This is a genomic window from Lysobacter sp. DMC104 (assembly GCF_056313665.1).
This window is the reverse complement of sequence record NZ_JBQUZW010000002.1, coordinates 94,541-115,060: the sequence shown is the minus strand read 5'-3', so window position 1 is coordinate 115,060 and position 20,520 is coordinate 94,541. Positions and strand designations below refer to the sequence as shown.

The 20,520-nt window shown below is 70.6% G+C and carries 15 protein-coding genes; 8 read left to right on the top strand and 7 right to left on the bottom strand.

The annotated features are described in order from the left end of the window. Nucleotides 1-23: 23 nt before the first annotated feature. The 3 genes from ACT53R_RS03380 to ACT53R_RS03370 form a co-directional block, all read right to left on the bottom strand. The gene (locus ACT53R_RS03380) at nt 24-1,142 is read right to left on the bottom strand and encodes a DUF1615 domain-containing protein (RefSeq protein WP_476170430.1); all 1,119 of its coding nucleotides are present in this window, start codon (nt 1,140-1,142) and stop codon (nt 24-26) included. A 116-nt stretch (nt 1,143-1,258) separates the two neighbouring features. Beyond that, nucleotides 1,259-2,020 (bottom strand): hypothetical protein, encoded by a 762-nt coding sequence (locus ACT53R_RS03375; protein WP_476170429.1) that lies wholly within the window; start codon nt 2,018-2,020, stop codon nt 1,259-1,261. Between the two features lie 128 nt (nt 2,021-2,148). Then, on the bottom strand, nt 2,149-3,168 hold the full coding sequence (locus ACT53R_RS03370; protein WP_476170428.1) for an L-threonylcarbamoyladenylate synthase: 1,020 nt from the start codon (nt 3,166-3,168) through the stop codon (nt 2,149-2,151). A gap of 107 nt (nt 3,169-3,275) precedes the next feature. Here ACT53R_RS03370 and ACT53R_RS03365 point away from each other — a divergent pair, with 107 nt between their 5' ends. The 3 genes from ACT53R_RS03365 to ACT53R_RS03355 all read left to right on the top strand — a co-directional run bounded on the left by ACT53R_RS03365 (nt 3,276) and on the right by ACT53R_RS03355 (nt 8,064). Continuing rightward, complete coding sequence (locus ACT53R_RS03365; RefSeq protein WP_476170427.1) at nt 3,276-3,542, top strand: DksA/TraR family C4-type zinc finger protein; 267 nt, start codon at nt 3,276-3,278, stop codon at nt 3,540-3,542. 347 nt (nt 3,543-3,889) lie between these two features. Beyond that, complete coding sequence (locus ACT53R_RS03360; RefSeq protein WP_476170426.1) at nt 3,890-5,368, top strand: hypothetical protein; 1,479 nt, start codon at nt 3,890-3,892, stop codon at nt 5,366-5,368. Nucleotides 5,369-5,514: 146 nt separating this feature from the next. Continuing rightward, on the top strand, nt 5,515-8,064 hold the full coding sequence (locus ACT53R_RS03355) for an alpha/beta hydrolase family protein (RefSeq protein ID WP_476170425.1): 2,550 nt from the start codon (nt 5,515-5,517) through the stop codon (nt 8,062-8,064). A gap of 41 nt (nt 8,065-8,105) precedes the next feature. Here the strand turns inward: ACT53R_RS03355 and ACT53R_RS03350 are convergent, their stop codons facing one another. The 3 genes from ACT53R_RS03350 to ACT53R_RS03340 all read right to left on the bottom strand — a co-directional run bounded on the left by ACT53R_RS03350 (nt 8,106) and on the right by ACT53R_RS03340 (nt 12,272). After that, nucleotides 8,106-9,941 (bottom strand): extracellular catalytic domain type 1 short-chain-length polyhydroxyalkanoate depolymerase, encoded by a 1,836-nt coding sequence (locus ACT53R_RS03350; protein WP_476170424.1) that lies wholly within the window; start codon nt 9,939-9,941, stop codon nt 8,106-8,108. Nucleotides 9,942-10,071: 130 nt separating this feature from the next. Further along, the gene (locus tag ACT53R_RS03345; protein WP_476170423.1) at nt 10,072-11,088 is read right to left on the bottom strand and encodes a hypothetical protein; all 1,017 of its coding nucleotides are present in this window, start codon (nt 11,086-11,088) and stop codon (nt 10,072-10,074) included. A gap of 218 nt (nt 11,089-11,306) precedes the next feature. Further along, nucleotides 11,307-12,272, bottom strand: coding sequence for a UbiA family prenyltransferase (locus ACT53R_RS03340; RefSeq protein ID WP_476170422.1), 966 nt, complete (start codon nt 12,270-12,272; stop codon nt 11,307-11,309). Nucleotides 12,273-12,372: 100 nt separating this feature from the next. On the opposite strand from ACT53R_RS03340, the gene ACT53R_RS03335 reads away from it, so the two are divergent. The 5 genes from ACT53R_RS03335 (at nt 12,373) to ACT53R_RS03315 (ending at nt 19,340) form a co-directional block, all read left to right on the top strand. Next, nucleotides 12,373-13,191 carry a DUF2189 domain-containing protein gene (locus ACT53R_RS03335; protein WP_476170421.1) on the top strand — a complete coding sequence of 273 codons (819 nt, stop codon included), beginning with the start codon at nt 12,373-12,375 and terminating at the stop codon, nt 13,189-13,191. 62 nt (nt 13,192-13,253) lie between these two features. After that, nucleotides 13,254-13,595, top strand: coding sequence for a zinc ribbon domain-containing protein YjdM (locus tag ACT53R_RS03330; RefSeq protein ID WP_476170420.1), 342 nt, complete (start codon nt 13,254-13,256; stop codon nt 13,593-13,595). Nucleotides 13,596-13,910: 315 nt separating this feature from the next. Then, nucleotides 13,911-15,329 carry an alpha-amylase family protein gene (locus ACT53R_RS03325; RefSeq protein WP_476170419.1) on the top strand — a complete coding sequence of 473 codons (1,419 nt, stop codon included), beginning with the start codon at nt 13,911-13,913 and terminating at the stop codon, nt 15,327-15,329. A gap of 324 nt (nt 15,330-15,653) precedes the next feature. Beyond that, entirely contained in the window at nt 15,654-17,579 is a 1,926-nt protein-coding gene (locus ACT53R_RS03320; protein WP_476170418.1) for a diguanylate cyclase domain-containing protein, read from the top strand. Nucleotides 17,580-17,945: 366 nt separating this feature from the next. Further along, entirely contained in the window at nt 17,946-19,340 is a 1,395-nt protein-coding gene (locus ACT53R_RS03315; RefSeq protein WP_476170417.1) for a TIGR03013 family XrtA/PEP-CTERM system glycosyltransferase, read from the top strand. A 24-nt stretch (nt 19,341-19,364) separates the two neighbouring features. Here the strand turns inward: ACT53R_RS03315 and ACT53R_RS03310 are convergent, their stop codons facing one another. Then, nucleotides 19,365-20,519, bottom strand: coding sequence for a glycosyltransferase (locus tag ACT53R_RS03310; RefSeq protein WP_476170416.1), 1,155 nt, complete (start codon nt 20,517-20,519; stop codon nt 19,365-19,367). Nucleotide 20,520: the final 1 nt, after the last annotated feature.

Below are 20,520 nucleotides of genomic sequence, written 5' to 3'. Positions count from 1 at the left end.
CCGCGTGCGGCGTGCGGGCCTGATCAGCCTTTCTTCGCGCGCCCCATGCAGCGGCGGTAGCGGCCGTCGACGCGTTTGGCGAACCATTCGGTCGTGAGGTGGCGCGTGATCTTCGGGCTGTGCAGGTCGATCTTCGGCAGCAGCGCGCGCGGCAGCGGTTTGCCGGCGCGCTTGTCCGCCAGCGCGAAGGTCTTCGCGTACAGCGTGGTGTCGGCGAAGGACGCCTCGGTGCCGTCCTCCAGGTCGCTGCGGATCTGTGCCGGGGTCATGCCGAGCTTGTCGGCCAGCGCGATCGCAGCGGCCTCGGTGGCGCCGCGCTCGCTGCCGCCGTCGCCCTTGCCGAAGCGGACGAGGTCGCCATCGAGCTGCAGTTTCGTGCCGCCGACCACGCGCAGTGCGTTCTGGAAGGCGGCGTTGCGGCTGGCGTAGTGGCCGGCGTTGAAGTCGGCGAAGCGGTACAGCGGCTTGTCGTAGGGCGCGTCGTAGCCCAGCAGGTGCGCGATGCCGAAGTACACGCCGCCGCGACGCGAGAACACCTCGTGCCGCACCGAGCCCGCGAACGCGTAGGGATACGGATGCCGTTTCGCGTGATCCTCGGCGAAGCCGATCGAGACCTGCATCGGACCGCCGGTGTGCACGGGATTGAGCCGCGCCAGCAGCCGCGAGCCCATCGGCACCTGCGCGATCATTTCCTCGAACAGGTCGCTGAGCTGCTTTTCGGTCTTCGCATCGGTGATGCGCGTTTCCCAGGTGTCGCCGCCGGGCGATTTCAGCTGCAAGGCGCCACGGACCACGAACGCGGGGATGTGGTGGCGCGCGGCGCGGGCCTCGATTTCCTTCAGCGCGATCGCGCCCAGCCCCGGTACGGCCGGGTCGGCGACGAAGCCCGATTCCTGCTCGATCACCGCGATCGCGGTGCAGAGGTTCGCGGACGACGGTTCGATGTCCAGCGCGGTGAACGCGGATTGCAGGTCCGCGGCCCAGCCGGGGCGATCCTGCACGTTCGCCGGCATCAGCCGCTGGAGGCGGGCGCGCACCTGTTCGGGGCTCGACGCCTCGTCGCTCGCGCAGCCGGCGAACAGGAAGGCGAGGGACAGGCAGAGCGCGATGCGTTGCAGTCGGAACGGGGCAGGGGCGGTCATCGCCCGCGACTGTAGCCGTCGATGCCGGTGGCGGGAAGGCGGGGCGACGGCGTCACCGCCGTCACCGGGCGGTGGCCCTGCGCCCGCCGCGCATGGCGACGGGCGCGGGCGGTCGCTCAGTGCAGGCTGTCCGAGATCGAGATGTAGCCGGCGCAGTCGCCGGTGCCGGTGACGGTCGAGAGCGCGTACAGGTCGTGCACGAAATCCGGTCCGCTGTAGACGTAGCCGGTGTTGGCGGTCGCGCTGGACACGCCGGCGCCGGTGCGGAAGACCGACTGCCCCGAAATGTGGTTGATGGCGGTGGCGTTGGCGTACACGGCGACGCGCAGCGGGACGCCGCCGGGGCGGCTGATGATGGCGGTGGCGTTGGCCAGGGCGCGGGCGTAGTAGTAGTTCAGCCCGCCGCTGCCGTTGTCGAGGTAATAGCCGGCCGTCGCTTCGACCCAGGCCTGGCCGGTGTAGAAGATGTTGCGGGTGCCATTGAAATAGTTGCAGTAGAGCACGCCGCCGGAGTTCACCTTGGCGGGGTCGCTGGCGGGGCGGGCCTTCGCGAACTGCGTCTGCGCCGCTTCGAGCCGGCGCAGCATGGCGCCGGTCTTCGGTGAGGCCGCCGAACCGTCGATGCGGGCGCGCAGTGCGGCCAGGTCGTAGCGCAGGCCGGCTTCGCCGAGGGCGATGGTCTTGCCCGCGAGCGGGCCGCGGATGACCTGGTAGACGCCGGGGGCGGCCGCTTCGACCTGGTCGCCGTAGTCGCGGAGGAACTGGGCTTCGCTTTCGATGCGGAAGCCGTTCGGGGCGGTCGCCGGACCGGCGAAGGCGTTGCCGGCGAACAGCAGGGTGGCACAGGCGGTGGCGAGCGAAGACATCTTGCGCGTCATGGAACGGGGCTCCTGAAGGGGATCGTCTGGCGCGGCGCGCGAGGCAGCCGCGGACCCGCGGGGGCGGGTTCCCTTCTTCCAGCGGAATCCGGCGCCGGACCGGATCACGCCGACACGCTTTCGCGCCGTCAGGCTTCGTCGCCGGGCGCGGGGCTGCCCGCGCGATCCAGACGGTCGTGCACGTCGCGCCAGTCCTCGTCCGCAGGCGGACGTTCCAGCCAGATCGCGTCGACGCCGGCGGCATCGGCGGTGTGCAGGGCGTCGTACAGCAGGCGCGCGTAGCCGGCCTTGTCGGCCGGCATCGCGATGCGCAGCGCCACGCCCGCCGCGGTTGACCCGTGCAGGTCAGGCGTCTGCGCGAGCAGGGCGATGCGCGCGTCCGCGGGCAGCATCGCCAGTCGCGTGCGCAGGGCTTCGGTGGCGAACACGTGCAGCGGCGCGTGCGGCCGGTAGTGCACGGCGACGTTGCCGGGCACCGCGGCGTCGTGGGCCTCGGGGAAGGCGACGGGCATGCCCAGCACGTCTTCGAGCTGGCGCCGCGTGATCGGCCCGGCGCGCACGATCCGCGGCGCCTCGCCGGTGAGATCGACGATCGTCGATTCCAGCCCCACCGCGCACGGGCCGCCGTCGAGCACGGCGTCGATGCGGCCGCCGAGGCCGGCCAGCACCTGGTCGGCGGTGGTCGGGCTCAGCCGCTGGTAGGGATTGGCCGACGGCGCGGCCACGCCGCTGCCGAGCGCGCGTAGTACCCGCAGCAGCACCGGGTGGTCGGGCATGCGCAGGCCGATGCTGGGGCGACCGCCGGTGGCGGTGTCCGGCACGTGGTCGGCGCGTTGCAGCAGCAGGGTCAGCGGGCCGGGCCAGAACGCCGCGGCCAGCCGGCGCGCGGTCTCCGGCACGTCGCGGGCCCAGTCGTCGAGCCACGCCGCGTCGCCGAGGTGCACGATCAGCGGATGGTTCGCGGGCCGGCCCTTGGCGGCGAAGATGCCGCGCACGGCCTCGGGATTCATGGCGTCGGCGGCCAGCCCGTAGACGGTCTCCGTCGGCACCGCCACCAGCCGGCCCGCGCGCAGCAGGCGCACCGCCTCGGCGACATCGGTGTCGCACGCGGCGTCGAGGCGGCGGGTGGCGAGGGGGGCGGCAGGCATCTCGACAGGGTAACAAACCGGCCAAGGCCGGCCGTCGCCGATGCAGGCCCGGCGCGACCGGACTAAGATCGCGGTCCGCCCTGTTTCCATGCCTGAAGGAGACCCCCATGGCCACCGGTTGGGCCGGCGACGGCGCCGTGCAGGACCAGATCGACGCGACCGTGAAGGACGGCATCGCGCGGGCACGCAGCCGCCTGCGCGAGGGACCGGGCCTGGAGCGCTGCGAGGACTGCGACGCGGCCATCCCCGAAGCGCGCCGCCTGGCGATGCCCGGCGTGCGCCTGTGCGTGCCCTGCCAGGAGGCGCACGATCGCGAGGAGGCCGGCCATGCCGGCTACAACCGTCGCGGCAGCAAGGACAGCCAACTGCGCTGAACGACGGCTTGCGTGCGACGGCATCGACGCTGTGCATCGCAATGGCCCCTGCGCAAACCGTCGTCGATCGCCCTTGCGGACGCTTGGCGCGCTGCGCACCGTCCGTCGCCCGGCCGTGTGACCGGTATCAAGCTTCGTTCGTCCCGGCTGGCCGCCACCCGCGGCGGCAGGCGTTGGACCGGATGGCGATCGCCGATCGCCAGGCGGTTCATCGGATGGAGCGCCCGACGCGCGCAAGGCGCGCAGGCATCGCGTCGTGGCCCGGCCGGAGACGCCGCCACGATGCACGCCGGGACCTCGCGTCCGCGAACCGTCTTCCTGGATCCTCTCGAAAAGGAAGACGCCACATGAACGCATCCAGAAGAACGGCACTGACGCTGGCCTGCCTGTCGCTGCTGCCCGCCGCCGCGATGGCCTCGAACTGGGAAATGACCTCGGGCCTCGCGACCCAGAAGGAACTCCACACCGGCAACCGCGAGGTGCGCGCCTGCGCCGGCGGCGGCTCGGTCAGCGTGGGCACGGCCACCCAGGCCAGCGGCAACACCGACATCCTGATCGAGCGGCTGAACGTCTCGGCCGGCCTGATCTGGCGCAACCAGTACGACACCGCCGGTCGTTTCGAGCGCGCGGCCAAGGTCGCGGAGTTCCGCGACGGCACCGGCTTCGCCGTCGTCGGCAGCATCGATCCGACGCCCGGCGGCGCGCTGAACTCGTACTTCACCATCGCCAAGTTCGACTGCAACGGCAACCCGGTGTGGCGCTTCTATTACGGCGACAACGTCGACTACAACAGCGGCTTCGACATCCTGCAGACCACCTCCGGCGACGCCGCGTCCGGCACCGCCGTGGGCGATCTCGTCGCGCTGGGCAAGTACTACAAGCCCGCGGCGGGCGGCCTGCCGGCGGTCTACCGGCCGCGGATCGCGCGCACCCGTTCGACCGGCGCGGCGATCTGGGTCCGCGATTACCAGGCCGCGATCGCCGGCGATTTCGAACTGCAGGCCATCGCTGAACTGCCGCCGGTCGCGCCCAGCCTCACCGGCGACCTCGTCGCCGTCGGCAAGCTCAACGGCGAGACCGCGCTGATGCAGGTCAACGGCAACAACGGCAACGTGATCTGCACCGCGCGGACCGTCGGCATCGGTACCGCGCAGTACCACGACGTGGTCGGCGTGAAGACGGCCGGCGGCCCGGAGGTGCTGGCGATCGGCGAGACGATGCCGACCGCCGGCGGCACGCAGCAGGTCTACCTCTCGCGCTACGTGCCGAACTGCCTGCTGCGCGTGCACACCGTCTGGGGCAGCAGCACGGACCGGCAGATCGGCTGGAGCAACGACCTCACCCTTGCCACGACCTACAGCGGCGCGCCGGCGGGCGTGCTGGTGATCGCGGGCGAGGTCAACGGCCCGTACGGCACGGCGCTCAACAGCCAGGACGCCTTCACTCATCTCGCCCATCCGCAGACCCTGCTGCCCTACGTGCTGGCGACCGGCGCCCCGGTCATCGGCAAGCGCTACGGGACGCAGGGCCCGTTGGCCGAGAAGGCCTATGCCGTGTCGGCCGGGAGCAACGGCACCTACTTCGCCGGTGCGTCCACCACCGACTGGCTGGCGAACGGCGACCCGCTGCACGCGCTGACCGTGCGCCCCGATGCCGCATCGTTCAAGACGGTCTGTTCGGTCGACTGGAATCCGCCCGCGAACGCGTTGCCGCTGTCGAGCAACGTCTACACCGTGACGACCCTCGCGAAGACGTTCAACCAGCTGTCGGTGCCGACCCGCATCCCGCTGCCGAACCAGCAGCCGTGCTGCGCGATCGTTCCCTGAAGGCCGTGCCGTGACGACGACGGACGCGCCCCGTCAGGCGCGCGTCCGTCGCCGCCATGCGGACCGGGACGATCGAGGTCGTCCCGGTCCGCGCGGGCGATCGGCTATCCTGCGGCCGCCGAGGCCGGGGATCGCAGGGGAACGCAATGGGCAGCATTGAAACGCGGCATCGCGGCATCGCGTTGCTGGTCCGCAAAGTTGGCTGGCTGGTGCTGGTCTGCCTGCTGACCTGCGTGTCACCGGCGCAGGCGATCATGCGCGAGATCGATCCGGGCCAGACGCCGCGGCTCGGTGCCGACGACGGCCTGCTGCTGATCGGCGTCGACACCGACGTCGACCTGACGGCGGTGCGGATCTCGCGGCAGGGCATGAATCTCGACATGCGCACGCTGCGCGGTGTGAAGGTCGGTCGCAGCCAGCGCCTGTATGCCGTGCCCGCCGGCCGTTACCGCTGGGCGTCGGTCGACTACGTGGGCGAATTCCGCCTGTCGAAGGATCCGGAATTCGGCTTCGAAGTGAAGCCCGGCGTGATCAACTACCCGGGCGATCTCGTGTTCCGCTCCACCGGCTGGCTGAGCGCGATCGTCCACGTCAGCAACCGGGGCCTGCGCGCGATGGACGCGCTGGTGCCGGACCATGCTGCACTGTTCGCCACGCAGCGCTTCGCCTTCACGGGCCATTACCCCGACCCGTTCCCCGAGTTCTACCGGCAGGCGGTCGCCGCCGCGGGGCGCCCTGCGGAAGACCGGACGGTGGATCCGCCCGAACCCGGCACGTTGCCGCTGTCGCTGCGCGAGCTGTGGTGGCCCAGCCGCGTGCAGATGATCGAGTTGAATCCGCGTGGCGATCTGTTCGCGGAAGCCGTGCTGTTCCGCAAGCGCGCCGCGCGGAAGGAGAAGAACGGCGAAGGCAAGGCAGGCGTCGAGGCGAAGGCCGAGGACGAGCCCGACTGGCGCTGGGCGATCGACCTGGTCGACCTCCGGCAGGACAAGGTCGTGCGGCTGTTCGAATCGCCCAAGCCGGTGTCGCGCCTGGACTGGGCCGACGACCGTTCGCTGATCATGAGCATCGGCGGCGCCAACGAACCGGACGCCCTGGTCGTCGCCAACGTCATCGACGATCCGCAGGGGCGGCGCTACGACAAGGTCATCGTGCCGCGCGTCGGCGCGCTGGTGAAGGTGCTCGACGACGAGCCCGGGCACATCCTGTTCGCCTCGGTCAGCGGCAGCAGCGTCGCGGTGCACAAGCTCGATGTCCGCACGCAGGCGGCGATGAAGCGGTTCGACTTCACCTCGTCGCCGCGCTACGACCGCGGCATCGTCGACGGACGCGCCTTCTTCGCCGATGCCGCCGGCCGCATCCGCCTGGCGATCACCGTCGACAAGGCGGGCAAGCGTGCGCTCGTGCACGGCGGGGACGGCGTGTTCCGCAAGGTGCTGACGCTCGACGAGGACACCGATTTCGAACCGATGGCGCTGTCGGCCGACGGTACGTTGGTCTACGGCACGGCCGAACGCGATCGCGGCCAACGCGAGCTGGTCGAATTCGACCCCGCCACCGCGCAGATCACGCGCACCGTGTTCTCGAAGCCGGGGCGCGACGTGATCCGGCCGGTCATGTCGGTGAAGGGCGAACTGATCGGCGCCAGCTACTACGAGAACGGACTGGTCTACACCCAGTATTTCCGCGACGCCGATGCCACGCTCTACCGGCGGCTCAATGCGGCGTTCCCCGGCCGTTCCGCGACGATCCTGCAGGCGACCCCGGAGCGGCGGAAATTCCTGGTCGGCGTCGGCGGCAGCGACAAGCCGATGGACGTCTATTTCTTCGACGCCGACGCCAACACGGCGTCGCTGGTCAGCGAGACCATGCCGTGGCTGGCCTCGCGCACGTTCGCGCCGGCGACGGCGTTGCGCACGAAGAGCCGCGACGGTTTCGAGATCGAGGCCTACCTGACCCTGCCGCCGGGCGCGAAAGGCAAGGTGCCGCTGGTGCTGTTCCCGCACGGCGGTCCCATCGGCGTGCGCGACGACCGCTATTTCGATCCGGAAGTGCAGATCATCGCCTCGCTCGGCTACGCGGTGCTGCAGGTCAACTTCCGCGGCTCGGAAGGTTTCGGCACCGCGTTCCGCAAGGCGGGCGAGCGCAGCTATGGCACCGCGATCGAGGACGACATCGACGCCGCGCTGGCCGCGGCGCTGGCGCAGTACCCGCTCGATCCCGATCGCATCTGCGCGGTTGGCGCCAGCTACGGCGGCTATTCGGCAATGGTGACCGCGATCCGCTGGCCTGGCCGGCTCAAGTGCGTGGCCTCGATGTCCGGCATCAGCGACCGCGCCCTGTTCTTCACCGCCAGCGACAGCGCCCGCAGCGAAGAGGGGCGCAAGCTGATGGAGCGCGTGATCGGCGATCCCAACGCCGACATGGAGGAGATGCAGCGCAACTCGCCGCTGTACCGCTACAAGGAGTTGACGCTGCCGATCCTGCTGGTCCACGGACGCGAGGACCTGCGGGTGGACTACGAACACACACGACGGCTGGTGCGGATGCTCAACCTCGCCGGCCGGCCGCCGGCGTTGATCGCACTGGACCACGAAGGCCACGGCTTCGACGCCGACGCCGACAAGACCCGGGTCTGGAGCGCCGTCGCCGGCTTCCTCCGCGCCCATCTCGGCGACCCGCCGGCGACGCACTGACGCGCCGGCCGGTCGTCGTTCCCATCGATCAGGGAGGGTGATCAGGGCTGGTACGTCACCGTCAGCGTGGCGCTGGCGGCGTTGCCGATCCAGAGGTAGTTCGTCGCCGCCTGGTTGGCGCTGAAGCGCAGGCGCAGCTGGGTGCGGCCGGTGCGGTTGACGGCGGAGAGGCCGGCCGCGGAGAACAGGCTGCTGGTCTGGGTGCCGCCGGTGAACGAGGTGAGCTGCGCGGCGGCAGGCGCGGTGACGGTGGCGGCCCAGTCGGGCGTGCCGATGGTGCACACGTCGATGCAACCGGCGTTGACGTCGACGACCAGCGTGTTGCCCGCGGGATCGCTCCACGGGTCGCCCGAGGCGCTGCGGTAGGTCACGGTGACCTTCGCCGACAGCACGGTCGCGGTGTCCGGGATCGACGACGTGTCGAACGACAGCACGCTGCGGTTGAACTTGCCGTCGGTGCCGCGGCCGATCGCCAGGCCCAAGCTGGATTCCAGCGTGCCCACCGCCGGCGAGGTGCCGTTGGCGGCGGCCTTCACGTAGCCGTCGTTGGCGTCCTCGTTGGTGAAGGTGACGGTGACCGGCGTGCCGCCGCCACCGCCGGTGCCGCCGCTGACGGTCACGTTCACCTGTGGCGACGTACCGGTGTTGCCGGTCAGGTCGACGGCGCGCGCGGTGAGCACATGGGCGCCGTTGGTCGCGGTGGTGCTGTTCCACGCGTAGGCGTAGGGCGACGTGGTGTCGCTGCCGAGCAGCGCGCCGTCGAGCAGGAAGTCCACGCGATCCACGCCGACGTTGTCGCTGGCGGTCGCAGTGATGTTGACCGTGCCCGACACGCCGGCACCGTTCGCGGGCGCGGTGATCGTCGCCGTCGGCGGTACGCCGTCGAGGTTGTCGAGGCCGAAGAAGCGCGCGATGTAGTAGCTCGAACAGATGTTCACGTCGAGGATGTACGCGCCCGCGGTGCCGCACTGGCTTTCGCCGGTGCCCGGGTCGACCGGCGTGCCGTGGCCCATGCCGGTGATGGTGTAGGTCTCGACGCGGGCGACGCCCGCCGCGGTCTTGTAGACCTTGTGCGGGTAGCCGGCGACGGTGTCGCTGACGTCGGCGGTCTGGTCGATGCCGTGGACGTTGGTCCACTGCTCCATGCTCTCGGTCAGGTTCATCGGGCGCACGGTGAAATCCGAATCGCCATGCCAGATGGACACGATCGGCCACGGCCCGGTCCATGTCGACGCGGCGCGCACCTTGTCGCCCCACTGCGCCGGCGTGAGGTCGCTGCCGGGATTCATGCAGCTGAAGGCCGCGCTCTGCGTGGTCGCGCAGCGATACGGCAGGCCGGAGAGGATCGCGCCACCGGCGAAGACGTCGGGATACGTCGCCAGCAGCACCGAGGTCATCGCGCCGCCGGCCGACAAGCCGGTGACGTAGATGCGCGAGGTCGTGACGCCGTGGTCGGCGACCATGCGATCGACCATCTGCTTGATCGACAACGCCTCGCCCTGGCCGCGCGTGGTGTCGCCGGTCTCGAACCAGTTGAAGCAGCTGCTGCTGTTGTTCGCGCTCTGCTGTTGCGGCAGCAGCAACGCGAACTTGTAGCGATCCGCGAAGAGTTGCCAGCCGGTTTCGGCATCGTAGTTCGCGGCGGTCTGCGCGCAGCCGTGCAGCGCGACGACCATCGGCGCGCCGGCGGGCAAGCCGCTCGGCACGTACTTGAACATGCGCAGGTTGCCCGGATTCGTGCCGAAGCCGGTGACTTCGGTCTGCGCGAACGCGGGACCGGCGAATGCGGCGAGGCAGAGCAGGATCAGGAGAACGCACCGCCGATGGAGGCGGGCGACGGAGCGGGGCACGGCGTGTGCAGCGACGACGGTCGACATCGGCGGATCCTCGGCGGGAGACGCGCGCAGTGGGCCACACGCCGCCGGGCGGGGACATTGGTCGATGGGGCAAGCTGCGCCGCAGCATGTGCAATGGAACAACGTGAAACGTGACGCGCGACCGCATCGCTCACGCGTCGCCGCGATCCTCCGGCGACAGCCACCAGCACGTCCCGCGCGCCGGTGGATCGGACGGCGTCGCATTGCGGCTTTCGATCGCATCCAGCCAGCGCCCCGGCCCGCCCGCCTTCCAGCGATCGAGCAGGCGTTGCACCGATGCTCGGCCCTGTGCGGCCACGCCGAGATTGCGCTCCGGATGCCATGCGCGCGGGCGATCCTGCGTGCCGCGCGCGTCGTGCGCCGGTCCGCTGCGATCGTGCGGTGCGCCGTAGCTGCAGCGCAGGCACAGGTGCGAAATGCTGTCGGTCCAGTCCTCGATCGCGCCGATGCCCGGCACGCGCAGGTCGAACAGTTCCGCCAGTGCGTCGCGCTCGGCACAGCGCACGAACACCGCGAAGGTGTGGAACGCCGACGCCTGCAGCCGTTGCAGCGCGTTGAACACCGGCACGCGGCTCTGGTGGAACAGGCGCTCGCCGGTCGACGCGCCGTCGTGCAGCACGATGTCGCCGTAGCGATAGCCGCCGTCGGGCAGCGGCACGTTGATGATGCAGGCACGCACCGGATCGATGCGCCGGGCGAACACGGTCTCGCCGCTGCCCCAGGCGTCCAGCCGCAGGCCGGCGACGCCGAAGTGCCGCTCGATCGCGCCGTCGTCCGCCGGCACCTCGATGCCGCAGGCCGACCATTGCCGCCGCGCTTCCTCGCGGTCGCCCAGCGCGGTCGCGGCGATCGCGGCGTTCCAGTGCGCGGCCTCGGCGTCGGCAGGATCTTCGTACAGCGGCAGCGCGCTGAGGTTGTGGTGCCGCGACGCGCCCCAGTCGCGCTGGTACTTCGCGATCAGCCCGAGCATGTAGTGCAGCGCGGAATGCGCGGGACCGGCCGCGAGCAGCGCCTCGAAGTCCGCGCGCGCCGCGGGCAGGTCGCCGGCGTCGAAGGCGTCGTAGGCGCGTGCCGAGAGACGCGCGATGGCGTCGTCGTCGCGCGTGGTGGCGGTGCCGGCATCGGGCTGGGTCACGGGCGCGGTCATGGGCGATCCCCGGAGGCCAGGGGCCATCCTGCCATCCCCGCGCCAGCGCGCAAAGCGGGCGCTCGGCAGGTGGTTGAAAAACGATCACCCAGATCGTTTTGCATCTCGCCAGTCCGGTACAGGCCCGGGCTGGCTCGCGACGAATCATGCGCTTGCGCGCTTGCTTCGTCGTCGCGGCCATCCCCGGCTCCGCTGACAGGCTGCTTTTCGACAGCCTGTCAGCGCGGCGCGGCGAACAGGGCCGCGGCCATCAGTGCGCCGTGCAGGTGCAGGGTCGCGAGCGTGGCGACGATCGCGGGCCGCAGCCGATGCGGCGTCGCGGCATGGCGCGCGACCTCGCGGGCGGCGTACAGCGCCAGCGGCAGCGTCGCCAGCGACCACAGCGTCGTCGTCGGCAGCGCATGCAGCGCCACGCCAGCAACGACCACCGCGTGTGCGAGCAGCGCGATCGCCGCGTACAGGCGCGCGGCCCCGCGCGACCCGAGCGCAACCGCCAGCGTGCGCTTGCCCGCGCGTGCATCGCCATCGGCATCGGGCAAGCCGTTGACCAGCAGCAGGTCGGCGACCAGCAGCGCATAGCCTGCGGCGGCGGCGATCGGCAGCAGGTCGACATGCCCGCGCTGCACGAGATCGGTGCCGATCGCGACCAGCCACCACGCGGCTGCAACCGTGGCCTCGCCCAGTCGTCGCGTCATCAGCCGCAGCGGCGGCATCGAATACGCCCAGCCGAGGCCGAGCCCGATGCCGCCGATCGCCCACACCGCCGGCATGCGCAGCCACAGCGCCAGCGCGATGCCGCCGATCGCGCATGCACCGAGCAGCGCCAGCGCGAACCGCCGCGTCTGCGCCGCATCGACCTCGCCGCGCGCGATCAGGCCCGCGCCGCCGGTGAAGGGCGCGATGCCGCCGGTGTTCGCCGCATCCGCGCCGTTGACCGCATCGGCGTAATCGTTGAGCACGTTGGCCGCGGCGTGCGCGAGCACCGCCAGCAGCAGCGTCGCCACCGCGAGCACCGGCGACAGGCGAACGCCGGACGCGTGCGCCGACGCCAGGCCGATCGCGACCGCGACGACGGTGGCGGTGAGGAAGGCCGGGCGGGTCATGCGCCAGAGCGTCGGCGCGTCGGGCAGCGCGACGCGGGTCGTGAGCGGCGTCGGGGCGTGTGTCGAAGACGGGTCGGTCATCACGGCATGGTAATCGCCCGTGGCCCGGCGTCGCGGGGCTTCCGCCACGGCGCCGGCGGTTGTAGGGTGATGCAATGCGTTCCGGACGCGGGAGGGCGTCATGGAAGAGCAGTCCGGCCAACCGCCGTCGCCTCGCGACGGCGACGCGGCAGCGTCGCGGCAAGACGACGCGCCCGTCCGCCCCTTCGTCGTGCCGTGCGCGACGCTCGGCTTCGATGCGCCGTGGCGCTGGCTGCGCGCGGGCTGGCGCGACCTGCGCGCCGCGCCCGCGCTGACGTCGGTCTTCGGCATCGTCATCCTGCTGGTCAGCGCCGGCATCTCGCTGCTGGCGTGGAAGCTCGGTCGCTTCGCGCTGCTCGCCACGTTGCTGTCGGGCTTCGTCTACGTCGCGCCGCTGATCTGTGTCGGCCTCTACTGCGTCAGCCGTGCACTGGAACGCGGGCGCACGCCGGCGCTGTCGGAATCGTTCGTGCTCGCGAAGCGCGTGGCCGGGCAGGCCGGCGTGTTCGCGCTGGCGCAGGGCGTGATCGTGCTGCTGTGGTCGCGCGCCGGCATGATGGTCGGCGCGTTCTTCCCGATCGACGAAAGCAACGCCGACACGGTGTGGCAGTTCCTCGCGATCGGTTCGGCGGTCGGTTCGATCTTCGCCGCGCTGACCTTCGCGGTGGCCGCGTTCTCGCTGCCGATGATCGCCGACCGCGACGTCGACATGGTCACCGCCTGCGTGTCCAGCATCAACGCGGTGCTGCGCAACAAGGGCGTGATGGCGCTGTGGGCGGGGATCATCGTCGTCCTCACCGCGATCGGTTTCGCGACCGGGCTGCTCGGGCTGGCGCTGCTGATGCCGTGGCTGGCCTACGCGGCCTGGCACGGCTACCGCGAGACGCTGGACGCGGCCGCCTGGCCCGCGCTGGAGTGAGCCGCCGCTCGATCGGCGGCCCGATCGGCGATAATCGCGGTTTCCCTCTCCCGGACGCCGCGATGACCGCCCTGCCGAACTGCCCGATCTGCGCCATGCCCAACACCTACCAGGATGGCGACAACTTGGTCTGCGCCGATTGCGGGCACGAGTGGTCTGCTGCCGGCGAGGCGTCGGGCGAAGCGGCGACGACGGTGCGCGACAGCAACGGCAACCTGCTCGCCGACGGCGACACCGTGGTGGTGATCAAGGACCTCAAGGTGAAGGGTTCGTCGATCCCGCTGAAGCAGGGCACGGTGATCAAGCACATTCGCCTGGTCGACGGCGACGCCGAACACATCGAAGGCAACTCCGACAAGATCAAGGGCCTGGTGCTGAAGACCTGCTTCCTGCGCAAGGCCTGATCCACGCGCGGCGGCGCGCCACGATGCGCGCCGTCTGCGGGGGGGCACGCGCCGTCATGCGTGCTCGTGCTCCGCGATCGTATTCATGCGCGCATTCGTGATCGTCGTCGACGAGCATTTCCCTGAAAACGTATGCACGTCCGCGTGCTGCGGCGCGATGCAGACCTAGCATGCGACGGCATCGCGGCATGAAGCCGCGATGCGTCTCCTGCACGCGGGATCGCCATGCCGCCGCACCGTCGCCGTCGTCGCGGCGGCGCAGGGACGCTGCAATCGCCATCGGCGTGGCCATGATCGGTCACAGGGAGAAACCGCATGTCGTCCGAACCGAAGTCCGTCGCCCGTTCCGCCACGCTCCGTGCCTGCGCCGTCGCCCTCGTCGCGGCTTCCGCCGTCGGCCAGGCCCGCGCCGATGCCGTGCTGCACGCCTTCAACTGGACCTACGCCGACGTGCAGGCGCATGCCGCCGACATCCAGTCCGCCGGCTACAAGGCGGTGCTGGTCGCGCCCGCCTATCGCTCCGAAGGCAGTGCGTGGTGGGCGCGCTACCAGCCGCAGGATTACCGGCTGATCCACAACCCCCTGGGCGACACCACCAGCTTCCGCAACATGGTCGCTGCGCTGCGGGCGAAGGGCATCGACGTCTACGCCGACGTGGTGCTCAACCACATGGCCAACGAATCCGCGCAGCGCAGCGACCTGAACTACCCGGGCAGCCGCGTGCTTGGCATCTACGCCGGCAATTCCGCGTACTACGGCGGCCTGCGGATGTTCGGCAACCTGAGCTTCAACTACCTCAGCGGCAGCGACTTCGGTCCCGCCTCCTGCATCGGCAACTACAGCGACGTGTGGCAGGTGCAGAACTGGCGCCTGTGCGGTGGTGGCGGCGACACCGGCCTGCCGGACCTCGTGGGCAGCACGTACGTGATCGGCCAGCAGCAGGAATACCTGCGCCAGCTGAAGGCGCTGGGTGTGAAGGGCTTCCGCATCGATGCGGCCAAGCACATGCCGTTCCCGCACATCAACGGCGTGCTGACCGCCGACATCAAGAGCGGCATGTACGTGTTCGGCGAGATCATCACCGGCGGCGGCGTCGGCAACAGCGAATACAACCTGTTCCTGCAGCCGTACCTGCAGAACACCGACCATGCCGCCTACGATTTCCCGCTGCAGGCGCAGTTGCGCAGCGCGTTCGGCCTCGGCGGCAACCTCGCGACGCTGTCGGACCCCGTGTCCGTCGGCCAGGCGCTGCAGGGCAACCGCGCGTTGACCTTCACGGTCACGCACGACATCCCGAACAACAGCGGCTTCCGTTTCATGCTGATGGATCCGACCGACGAGACGCTGGCCTACAGTTACCTGTTCGGTCGCAACGGCGGCAAGCCGATGGTCTTCTCCGACCACAACGAGAGCGGCGACAACCGCTGGGTCAACGCCTACCTGCGCAACGACATCAAGGGCATGGTCCGCTTCCACAACGCGGTGCAGGGCACCGACATGCAGGTGCTGTCGTCGAGCAGTTGCCACCTGCTGTTCCGCCGCGGCAGCCTGGGCATCGTCGGCATCAACAAGTGCGGCAGCACGGTCAACACGACGATCAACATGAACAACAGCGTCCTGTGGTGGTACGCCAACTACACCGACACGCTGGGCTCGGGCAGCGTCGTGAACATCGGCAGCGCCAGTTACACGTTCAGCCTGCCGGCCCGCAGCGCGCGGATGTGGCTGCGCTGAACCGGTGACGCCCGGGGCCCTGGCCATGCCCTCCGTCGGCCCTGCCGGCCGGCGGAGGGCGTGCCGACGGGGTGAACCCGGCCCCAACCCGGGTACGATCCGCGGCCGGAACGCGATCCAGGCCGCAATTTTCCCGGGGATGCGCGCCTAGAATCCCCCATGCGCGTCCCGGCGTGGTTTCCTGGACGCACGATGATCGATCGGCCGCAGGGGGGGCGGAACATGCATCGAGAGCCCGGCGCCCGTGTGCCGTCCGTCCGCGGTTCGGCACACGACACCCGGTGCGCGTCGCGCTGGCGACGTCGCGCCCGAGACTGACACGGCATGTCGAGCCGAACTGCCCGTCGCTCCCGTCGATGGTGGCCGCTGCTGGTGGCCTGGCCGGTGTGCGCGGCCCTGTGTGCCTCGCCGCCGTCCGCGCCGGGCACGGGCGCGAAGACCGCCCCGGCACAGGCCTCCGCGGCGCAGGTCCGTGCGCTGATGGTGCAGGCCGACGAGGAAGTCGAGCGCGACCCTGCCGCCGCGCTGCGCATCCTCGAGCGCGCGCGCGGGATGGCGGTGCGGCTCGGCAATGACGCCCTGCGCCGCGACGTGCAGGTGGACATCTGCGATGCCCGCGGCGTGCTCGCGCCCGCCGCGGCGCAGGCCGAGGCCGAGGCCGGCCTGCGCGAGGCGAAGGCGGCCCGCGATGGTCGGGCGCTGGCCGGTTTCCACGCCTGCCGCGGCGCCGCGCTGGATCGCCAGGGGCATCCGGTGGAAGCGGCGATCGAATACGAATCCGCGGTCGCCGAAGCCGAGCGTGCCGAGAGTCGCGACGTCCTTGCCGATGCGCTCGCCGTGCGCGGCGAGAGCCGCCACTACCAGGGGCGCTACGACGAGGCCATCGCCGACCTCGACCGCGCCTATGCGATCAGCATCAAGCTCGGCCTCGCCAGCGAGCAGCGCTATGCGCTCAACGCCATCGCCAACGTCTACAGCGACGAGAACGTCGGCGAATACGACAAGGCCATCGCCTATTACCGGCAGTTGCTCGAACAGGATCGCGCCGCCGGCGCGCGCCTGGGCGAGGCCACCACCCGCTACAACATCGCCGCCGCGCTCGAGAAGAAGGGCGCCTACGCCATGGCGCTGCCCGAATACCGGCAGGCATTGGAGACCTACACCGCAGCGGGCGATCGCAGTTCCATCGCCGAGACCGAGCGCGCGATCGGCTCGCTGCTGGTACGGCAGGGCAAGGCGGCCGAGGCGTTGCCGTGGATCGATCGCGCCCAGGGCCGGTTCGCCGACGCCGGCGACGAGGAAAGCGTCGCGCGCTGCCGCCTGCCGCGGGCGCGGGCGCTGCGTGCGCTCGACCGCCTCCACGAGGCGGGGACCGAACTGGAACTGGCCGAACGCCACTTCCGTGCCAGCAACAATCCGCGTTTCCTCGCGCGGATCTACCTGGAAATGGCGGAATTGCATGCCACCGCGGGCGAATGGCGCAAGGCGTACGAAGCCTCGGTGGCGCATCGTGCCGCGCAGGCGCTGCTTGATCGCCGCGCCCGCGAGGAGCAGACCTCGCGCCTGCGGGTGCAGTTCGACACCGCCAAGAAAGAGCAGGAGAACCGCGCGCTGCTGATCGAGAACGCGCATCGCGGCGAGGCCTTGCGCACCGCCGAGCGCGTGCGCTCGCTGCAGCGGCTGACGATCCTGCTGGGTGCGGCCCTGCTGCTGTTGCTGGGCATGATGGCGTTGCAGCAACTGCAGAAGGGGCACCGGCTGCGGCGGCTGGCGATGACCGACGACCTGACCGGCCTGCCGAACCGGCGCGGCATCCTGGATGCGCTCGAGCGTGGCCTGGCCGCGCATCGCGAGGATGGTCGGCCGCTCGCGATCGCGGTGTTCGACATCGACCACTTCAAGCGGATCAACGATGCCCACGGCCACCACGGCGGCGACCGCGTGCTGGAGGCGGTCGCCGCCGTGGCCCGCGCGCGGACGCCCGAGGGGGGCAGCGTCGGCCGGCTCGGCGGCGAGGAGTTCCTGATGGTCCTCCCCGGCTTGGCGGCGGAGGAGGCGCATGAGGTGGCGGAAGCGCTTCGCCAGGCCGTCGCCGCCGACACCAGCCCGGGCGGCGAACGGCGGGTGACCATCAGCCTCGGCGTCGCCGCGGTGCAGCCCGGCGAAAACAGCGAAGCCCTGCTGCGCCGCGCCGATGACGCGCTCTATCGCGCCAAGCGCGAGGGCCGCGATCGCACCGAACGCGGCTGAGCCTGCGCAGAGGCTGCAATGCGTGTCGGTCGGCGCGCGAGGATCTGCAACGGGCGTTGAAAATATCGAACGTTTGCATGCGTTTTTTCGCGCACATCGGAATGTGTCTGTCGCATTGCGCCCTCGGATGGAACGATGGGCCCCGTCTGTCGTGACCTGTTTACCTGATTTGTGACGTTGATCGATAATGAATCGGGGGCAGGATGCCGCGCGACGCGAAAGCGTCCCGCCTTGCCCGACGACAGGGGGTGGTCTGCACAGGGGGAATGTGCGTGACGATCGAAGCCGTCCGTCCATTTCGACGGGCGGGTTCCTTCGTCGTGCGCCTGCCCGCCGTCCCCGTTCACGTCATTCAGGGGGACAGGGTTGAAGACGGTTCGATCGAGTCGGAAGCAGTACGCGATCCGCGCACTGTGGTGCACGGAAACGTGTGCGTTGATGCTGGCGGTGCTGGTGGCCGCGCGGCTGCGCTTCCATGGTGATCCTCACGGCCTGCAATCCTTCGCCGTGGGCATCGCGCCGCGTGCGCTGCTCGTGGCGCTGTGCGTCACCGGCGCGATGTTCACCTTCGGCCTGTACCAGAGCTATGTCCGCCATCGGCGGATCGACCTGCTGCTGCGCATCGCGCTGTCGTTCGTGCTGGGCGGCGTGGCGCTGCTGACGATCTACTACGTCGTGCCGGGGACCTACATCGGCCGCGGTGTGCTCGCGATCGCGCTGGCGACCGGCGCATGCGCGGTGATGGCGATCCGCTGGCTGGTGTCGCGATTGGCCGCCGCGCAGATGCTGAAGCAGCGCGTGCTGGTCTACGGCGCCGGCAACAACGCCAACCTGATCAACACGCGGTTGCGGCGGAAGACCGATCGACAGTCCTTCAACGTCCTCGGTTTCGTGCCGGCGCCGAACCAGCCGATCCATGTCGATCCCGAGCACGTGATCCACACCGACGAGACGCTGTGCACGCTGGCCGAACGGCTGGACGTGGACGAGATCGTCATCGCGCCGGACGAGCGCCGCGGCGGCATGCCGATGGAACAGATGCTCAAGTGCGTGCAGCAGGGCGTGCTGATCACCGACCTGTCGACGTTCTTCGAGCGCGAGGCCGGCATGGTCCAGCTCAACGTGGTCGATCCGTCGTGGCTGGTGTTTTCCGGCGGCTTCGACTACTCCACGCCGCGCCGGCTGACCAAGCGCTTCTTCGACCTGCTGGCCGCCGGCGCGCTGCTGGCGGTGGCCTGGCCGGCGATGCTGCTGGTGGCGATCGCGGTGAAGCTGGAGTCGAAGGGGCCGGCGATCTACCGGCAGGTGCGCGTGGGCGAACACGGCCGCCACTTCGAGATCGTCAAGTTCCGCAGCATGCGCGTCGACGCGGAAAGCGACGGCGTGGCGCGCTGGGCGCAGCCCGGCGACGACCGCAGCACGCGCGTCGGCAAGTTCATCCGCAAGACGCGTCTGGACGAACTGCCGCAGTTGCTGCTGGTGATCACCGGCGAGATGAGCTTCGTCGGCCCGCGCCCGGAACGCCCGCAGTTCGTCGAGATGCTGGCGCAGGAAATCCGCTACTACGACGTGCGCCATTCGGTGAAGCCCGGGCTCACCGGCTGGGCGCAATTGCGTTACCCGTACGGCGCGTCGGTGCGCGATGCCAACGAGAAGCTGAAGTACGACCTGTTCTACGTGAAGAACCACGGCATGATCTTCGACCTGATGATCATGCTGCAGACGGTCGAAGTGGTGCTGTTCGGTCGCGGCGCGCGCTGATCGCGCCGCGGTTCCTGCGCACGGTCAGCGGCGCGCTTCGGCGAGGGCTTCCTCGCAGGCGCGCAGCGTGTCGGCGGCGACGGCGTCCCAGTCGCGCGAGAAGCGTCGCGCCAGCGCGTCGGTGTCCCAGGTGCGATCGAGCGCATCGCGCAGCCCGCCCGCGAGCGCCTGCGCGTCGCGCGCCGGCACCAGCAGACCCGACGCGGCGTCGACGACTTCGGGAATGCCGCCGACCGGCGTCGCCACCACCGGCCGGCCGCAGGCCAGCGCCTCGACCAGCACGTTGGGATGGCCTTCGGAATAGCTCGGCAGGGTGACGAGGTCCGCGGCCGCCATCCAGCGCGCGACCGCGTGCGCGTCCTCCGCGCCGGGCAGGTGCAGGCGATGCGGCGCATCGGCAGCGCGCGCGTCGAGTTCGGCGCGCATCGGGCCGTCGCCGACCAATGCGAGCTGCAGCCGCGGCCGCGACGGCGCCAGTGCGGCGGTCGCGTCGAGCAGTTCGCGCAGGCCTTTCTCGGGCACGAGCCGGCCGACGTAGACCACCAGTTCCGCATCGGCATCGAGTCCGAGCGCGGCGCGCGCGGCGGCGCGGTCCTGCGGATGGAAGATCGAGGCATCGCAGCCGTTGGGGATCGCGCGGATGCGCGCGGGATCGGCGCCGTAATCGCGCACCGCGACGCGGCCGAGGTCTTCGCTGACCACCAGCAGACGCCGTGCCGACTGCACGACCGGCTGCGTCAGCTGCTTGCTGATCGCGTCGCGCACGCGCAGGTCCGAGCCGCGCGCGCCGGCGACCAGCGGCACCTTCGCATGCCGCGCCGCGCGCATCGCGCCATAGGCATCGGGATACAGCCAGTACGACAGCACCACGTCGGGCGCGAACGCGCGCAGCGGCGCATGCAGCGCGTGCGCGCACAGCGCGCCGTTGAACGGACGGCTGACAGCGGGCAGCGCGGGATAGTCGACGTACTGCACGTCGAGCCCGGGCACGACGTGCGTGGGATCGGCGGCGCGGAACAGATAGCTGCGCGGCCGCGCCCAGCGCGGATAGGTTGCGATCGGGCTGAGCACGCGCACGTCGGCCAGCCGCGACAGCGCGCGCACGGTCTGCAGGATCGGCCGGCCGCGGTTGGGCTCGCCGGCGATCGGGAACTGCGAGGTGACGATCAGCAGGCGCATG